Source organism: Phocaeicola faecicola, from assembly GCF_013618865.1.
Classification (GTDB): domain Bacteria; phylum Bacteroidota; class Bacteroidia; order Bacteroidales; family Bacteroidaceae; genus Phocaeicola; species Phocaeicola faecicola.
The window spans coordinates 1-4,461 of the sequence record NZ_JABSOE010000119.1 but is presented as its reverse complement, the minus strand read 5'-3'; the positions used below and the strand labels follow the sequence as shown (position 1 = coordinate 4,461).

The following is a 4,461-nucleotide window of genomic DNA, read 5'->3' as shown; positions in this document are numbered from 1 at the left end:
CATGCTTCACTCCCCGTTTGGTTTCCCATTCGGATAAGTCGGTTTGGGATAGGTTTCTTAATTGGAATACTAACCTAATCACTTGCCAGTGTGATTATTATCAAGCCCCTATTATGGGCGCACTGAACGTGTAAAAGCTGCCGTCCTCCGTGATGACGCTCATGTTCGTCTCGTTCTTGAAGTTCTTCACGGTCGCCTTCACACGGATCACGTTCTCCGCACCGTCCGCCTTGCCCGCTATCAGGTTGGGCGAACCCAAATCCACATAGCGCACCTCTGCCGGGAAGATGATGTGTACGGTCTTGTCGTATGTCACCTCCAGCCCGTGGGGCGGAATCATGCGGTCGAAGGTCAGCTTCTTCGTCAGCCCGTGATACAGGTCGCCCTCCGCCTCCTTCTGCGGATAGACCTCTTTGGTCAGGGTAGGCTGTCCTTCACTTCCGTTACTTTCCTTCACGGTCTTGTTCTCCTGCGCATTGGCAGTTACGATGCCCATCGCGAGGGCAAAAATCATGATTGCTTTTCTCATTTCACTTTGGATTTTAGTGGTGAATAAAAATTGGGTTGTTGTTTAATATGTTTTCAATCTCTGTCCTGATACAGCATCACTTTATAACCTGCCTTCAGATGCACCTTCACGGTACGCATCTTCTTGGCGATATACTGACTTGTGCCTTGTATCAGTCCTTTGCCGAGGTCGGAGGCCAACTGTGCCCCCGCATTGGTGGAGATGTTGATGCTGCTGCCGAGCGAGCCGCCCATGTTGGCGGCAACCTCCCGCACCGCATCCATCTCCATAGAGCCGGGGATGAAGATACCCTGCTGCCCGTCCGTGTCATAGACCGAAAGCTCCACAGGCACGATAGTCCCCTCATGCTCTATTGAGGTGATTTCGATGTCGAGGCGTTCGCCCTGCACACGTGCCGCCCCTACCACCACTGCATTTCGGGGAATAATCCGTTCCGCCACGGCCATCGGCTCCAACAGGCGCAGCTTCACCGCCTGCCCGTCCGTCACGCTCTGCGCTCCATAGACGCACGCCGATATGGTGTTCTTGTCCGTCACCCCGACCTTGCCCACAGCGGTGTTGAAACCATAATTTCGCTCCTGCGCATTGGCGGCGACGAACTCCTCGTTACTCATCGGCTGTCCGAGGGCGGATACCACCTGCTTCGTCACCTGTCTTACGGGACTGACAGCATTCTTTCCTGCTTTGCTCACAGTGGCAGGCATTGCCTCCTGTTTGGGTTGTCCGCCATTCTGACCGCCCATATATTTTGCCGCCAGTTCGTAGGACTTTTCCATGAGTGCCACTTGGTCGTCCATATCGGAAGCCTTGTCTTTCTCGCTTTCAAGTTCTGATTCCAGCGAGGCAATGCGCTCCAGCAGCTCCTCCATCTCCGCATTTTCCTCCTTTGGCTGTTCATAGAAACTGCCAAGCGTGGTATTCAGGTCACGGTAGGCGGTGGCAGACGATCGGATGCTTTGAGGCGTTGCGGGCTCACTCTTTTCCGCACTGTCATTGGCTGTCAGACTGAAATCCGCAGCGGATTCGTTTCCCGCTACTTCACGGTCGAACATGTCTCCCAGCTCCATCATCGAGCGGTTGCGGTTTTCCTTGCGTTCCTCCAACGCTCCCTGCTCATAGGCTTTGGCCTTGTCGCCGATAATCTGCCTGTCCGCCTTGTCGGCATCCGGCATCTCCATGTTGTAGCCATCCATACCAGGCTCTTTTGTTTCGTCAGACGATGGGGAGAAAATCAGCCACATCGCACCGAGGAACACCAGCACCATGGCAGGCAGCACAATCATCTTCTGCCGTCTCAGCCGTTCCGCCTCCGTGAGCGGTGTACGCTCATGTTTGGGCTTTTCCTTGCTTTTCTCCTTGTCGGGAGTCTTGTCCTTGTCTTGTACTTCAATCTTCGTCTGTTCCATATAAATAATAAGGTGTTGAGTGATTACTAACTGTGGGCTTGATGGACAGTTCCACCTGCCCAGCATGGTCTATCTCCATCTTTCGGCTTTCGTCTCTGCCAATGTCATAGACGGCCTTGCCGAAAGTGTAGAGGGCAAGCACCGCAAAGACGGCGAGCATTCCCAATATGATGCGTCTCTTCGTCCGCTGTGGCAGACCCTCCAACCGGTCCTTGGCCAGCTCCGTCATCTGCTTTCTTTTATCGCGGAGACTCCAGAAGAGCCTCCATGCCGATTTCCTGATTCTATTTTCCTTCATGCCGTCATCGTTTGATTGTCTGTAAGTCCTTGTTCTCAATGATGGTGAACCCCTCGATAGTGAATCCGTTGGGATTGTCGTCCGAGCGTGAGGCGTTCAGCAGCCGGCACGTCGTCACGAGGCTGCGCTCCGTGATGTTGCTCTGCCGGATAATCTGCTGCCGTGCGTAGGTGGTGGCACGGTACGGATAGCCGTTGAAGTCACACACCACGCTGTCCACCTTCAGCACCTGATTGATGTTACCTGCGATGATGCGGTTGTAATAACCCTTTTCCGCAAAGTCCGAATAGTAGTTGTACACGCTGCGGTCGGCCAACAGCAGCGCACGCTTCACGTTGTGCTCAATCGCGCTCTTCTCCGGCGAGAGCGTGAAGAACAGCTCATGGAAGCGGCGTACGTGCTCCCTCGCCTCCGCCGGACGGTTCTGCGACAGGTCCTGCGAGAGGGCCAGCATCAGCGACTTGCCGTTGTCCAGCACATAGATTTTCTCCCGCTGTTTCTCCGCAAAGCGGTAGGAACTCCACACGCTCCACACCGTCACCACGGCACACAAGGCGAGGAACACCATGCTGAACAGGCGAATCTGCCTGAACGAGCTCTCGATGTTCTTTAATGACTTAAATTCCATTTTCTTGTTTTCTCCTTGTTTTGATGTTACACATACTCTTTTTTATCTCATTATCTCAGCAGTTTCCCGACACGTCCGGCCACATTGCCAGCGGTGGCACCTGCCACGCTGCCGGCGAAGCCGCCAGCCTTGCCAGCCGTCTGGTTCACGTTGCGCCCATAGTTGCCCATGCCTCCGGCTTGGATAATCCAGCCCGAAACGGTGGGGATGGTGAAGTAGCCGATGATGCCTATGATCATGAACACGATATACACCCCGTCGCTCGAATCCAGCGAGAAGTTGGGGTCGGCCTGCATCCGCTCGATGTCGCTCTGCAGCATCAGCACCTGTATCTTGGCCAGTATGGTGCTGAACATGTCCGACACGGGCAGCCACAGATACACCTGCACATAGCGGCATATCCACTGCGTCAGCGTGCTCTGGAAGCCGTCCCACACCGAGATGGCGAAGGCTATCGGCCCCAGTATCGACAGCACCACGAGGAAGAACGTCCTCAGCGTGTCTATCACGAGGGCAGCGGCCTGAAACAGCAGTTCCAGCAACTCACGGAAGAAGTCGCGCACGCCCTTCTTCATCTGGTACATGCTCCGCTCGATGTACATCCCAGCCATGGTGACAAGGTCGTCGGGCGACCACCCCAGTTCCTCCAGTTGCTTGTCGAACTCCTCGTTCGACACTAAGTAGGCCGTCTCCGGGTTGCGCTTCATCGCCTCGTATTCCAGCTTGTCCTTCTGCTCCCGGTACTCGTTCATGTCCAGCGTCTCCGCCTCCAGCATCTTGGCCGTACCCTGTACAATCGGCGAGAGCACTCCGCTGAGCGTACCCAGCACCACCGTGGGGAAGAACATGATGCACAGCCCTATGGCAAACGGACGGAGCATTGGGAACACGTCTATCGGTTCGGCACGCGCCAGCGACTGCCATACCCGGTAGGCCACGTAGAAGAGTGCGCCCAGTCCGGCGATGCCTTTCGCCACGCCCGCCATGTCCTCGCACAGCGGCATCATCTCGTCGTAGAGCGAGCGCAGTATCTGGTGAAGGTTCTCGAAGTCCATAGGCTACCAGTATCTTTCGTTGGCACTGCCGTAGAGCCCCATCACGCGGTCTAGGTCGTTTTTCTTCTTCGCCCGCAGGTAGCTCACGCTGATGTTCTTGTTGGTGTAGTAGCTCACGAGGTTGCGGTACCGCTTCATCTTCTGGTAGCAGCCCTCCACCACGTCCATGCGGTCCTTGTCCGTCATGGAGAGCGTGGTGATGTTCACCACGTTCTTCAGCTCCGTCAGCACGTCGTTACTCTCCTCCAGCAGCTTGGTGTAGCCGAAGGCGATGGCTGACAGTTCCTCCACCGTGAAGTTCTCGTCGCGCATCATCTTCTGGAAGCTGTTCACGTAGATGTCCGTGATGTCGCCCACCATCAGGATGGTCTGCTGCACCTTACGGGCATCCTTGACGAGGTTGTTCACCGACTTCAGGGGTAGGCTAAGCATCCAACGCCCTGCCGTATTACTACGGTGGGTTTTCGGAAGCTCGCCCCCAAACCGGACGTACACGTCTCCGCGTATCCGGCTTTCTACTAATAATATCAATCTATTCATTGTTA

The 4,461-nt window shown here is 55.3% G+C and carries 5 protein-coding genes and 1 pseudogene; all 6 read right to left on the bottom strand.

Features of this window, described 5'->3' with window-relative positions; translation table 11 throughout:
- Positions 1 to 121: 121 nt before the first annotated feature.
- Positions 122 to 529 (bottom strand): annotated as a pseudogene (locus H3001_RS18660) (DUF4138 domain-containing protein); the annotation flags it as partial.
- Positions 530 to 582: 53 nt separating this feature from the next.
- Positions 583 to 1,935, bottom strand: a complete 1,353-nt coding sequence (gene traM / locus H3001_RS18655) for a conjugative transposon protein TraM (protein ID WP_181215747.1) — start codon at positions 1,933 to 1,935, stop codon at positions 583 to 585.
- Entirely contained in the window at positions 1,916 to 2,233 is a 318-nt protein-coding gene (locus H3001_RS18650; RefSeq protein WP_153113002.1) for a TraL conjugative transposon family protein, read from the bottom strand. Before H3001_RS18650 ends, traM begins: the two co-directional genes overlap by 20 nt.
- A 4-nt stretch (positions 2,234 to 2,237) precedes the next feature.
- Positions 2,238 to 2,861 carry a conjugative transposon protein TraK gene (gene traK / locus H3001_RS18645; protein WP_181215746.1) on the bottom strand — a complete coding sequence of 208 codons (624 nt, stop codon included), beginning with the start codon at positions 2,859 to 2,861 and terminating at the stop codon, positions 2,238 to 2,240.
- A gap of 50 nt (positions 2,862 to 2,911) precedes the next feature.
- Positions 2,912 to 3,916: a conjugative transposon protein TraJ gene (gene traJ, locus H3001_RS18640; RefSeq protein WP_021824950.1), complete on the bottom strand. Its 1,005-nt coding sequence runs from the start codon at positions 3,914 to 3,916 to the stop codon at positions 2,912 to 2,914.
- A 3-nt stretch (positions 3,917 to 3,919) separates the two neighbouring features.
- Positions 3,920 to 4,461 (bottom strand): hypothetical protein (locus tag H3001_RS18635; protein WP_449579113.1); only part of this gene is annotated, 542 nt, incomplete at its 5' end.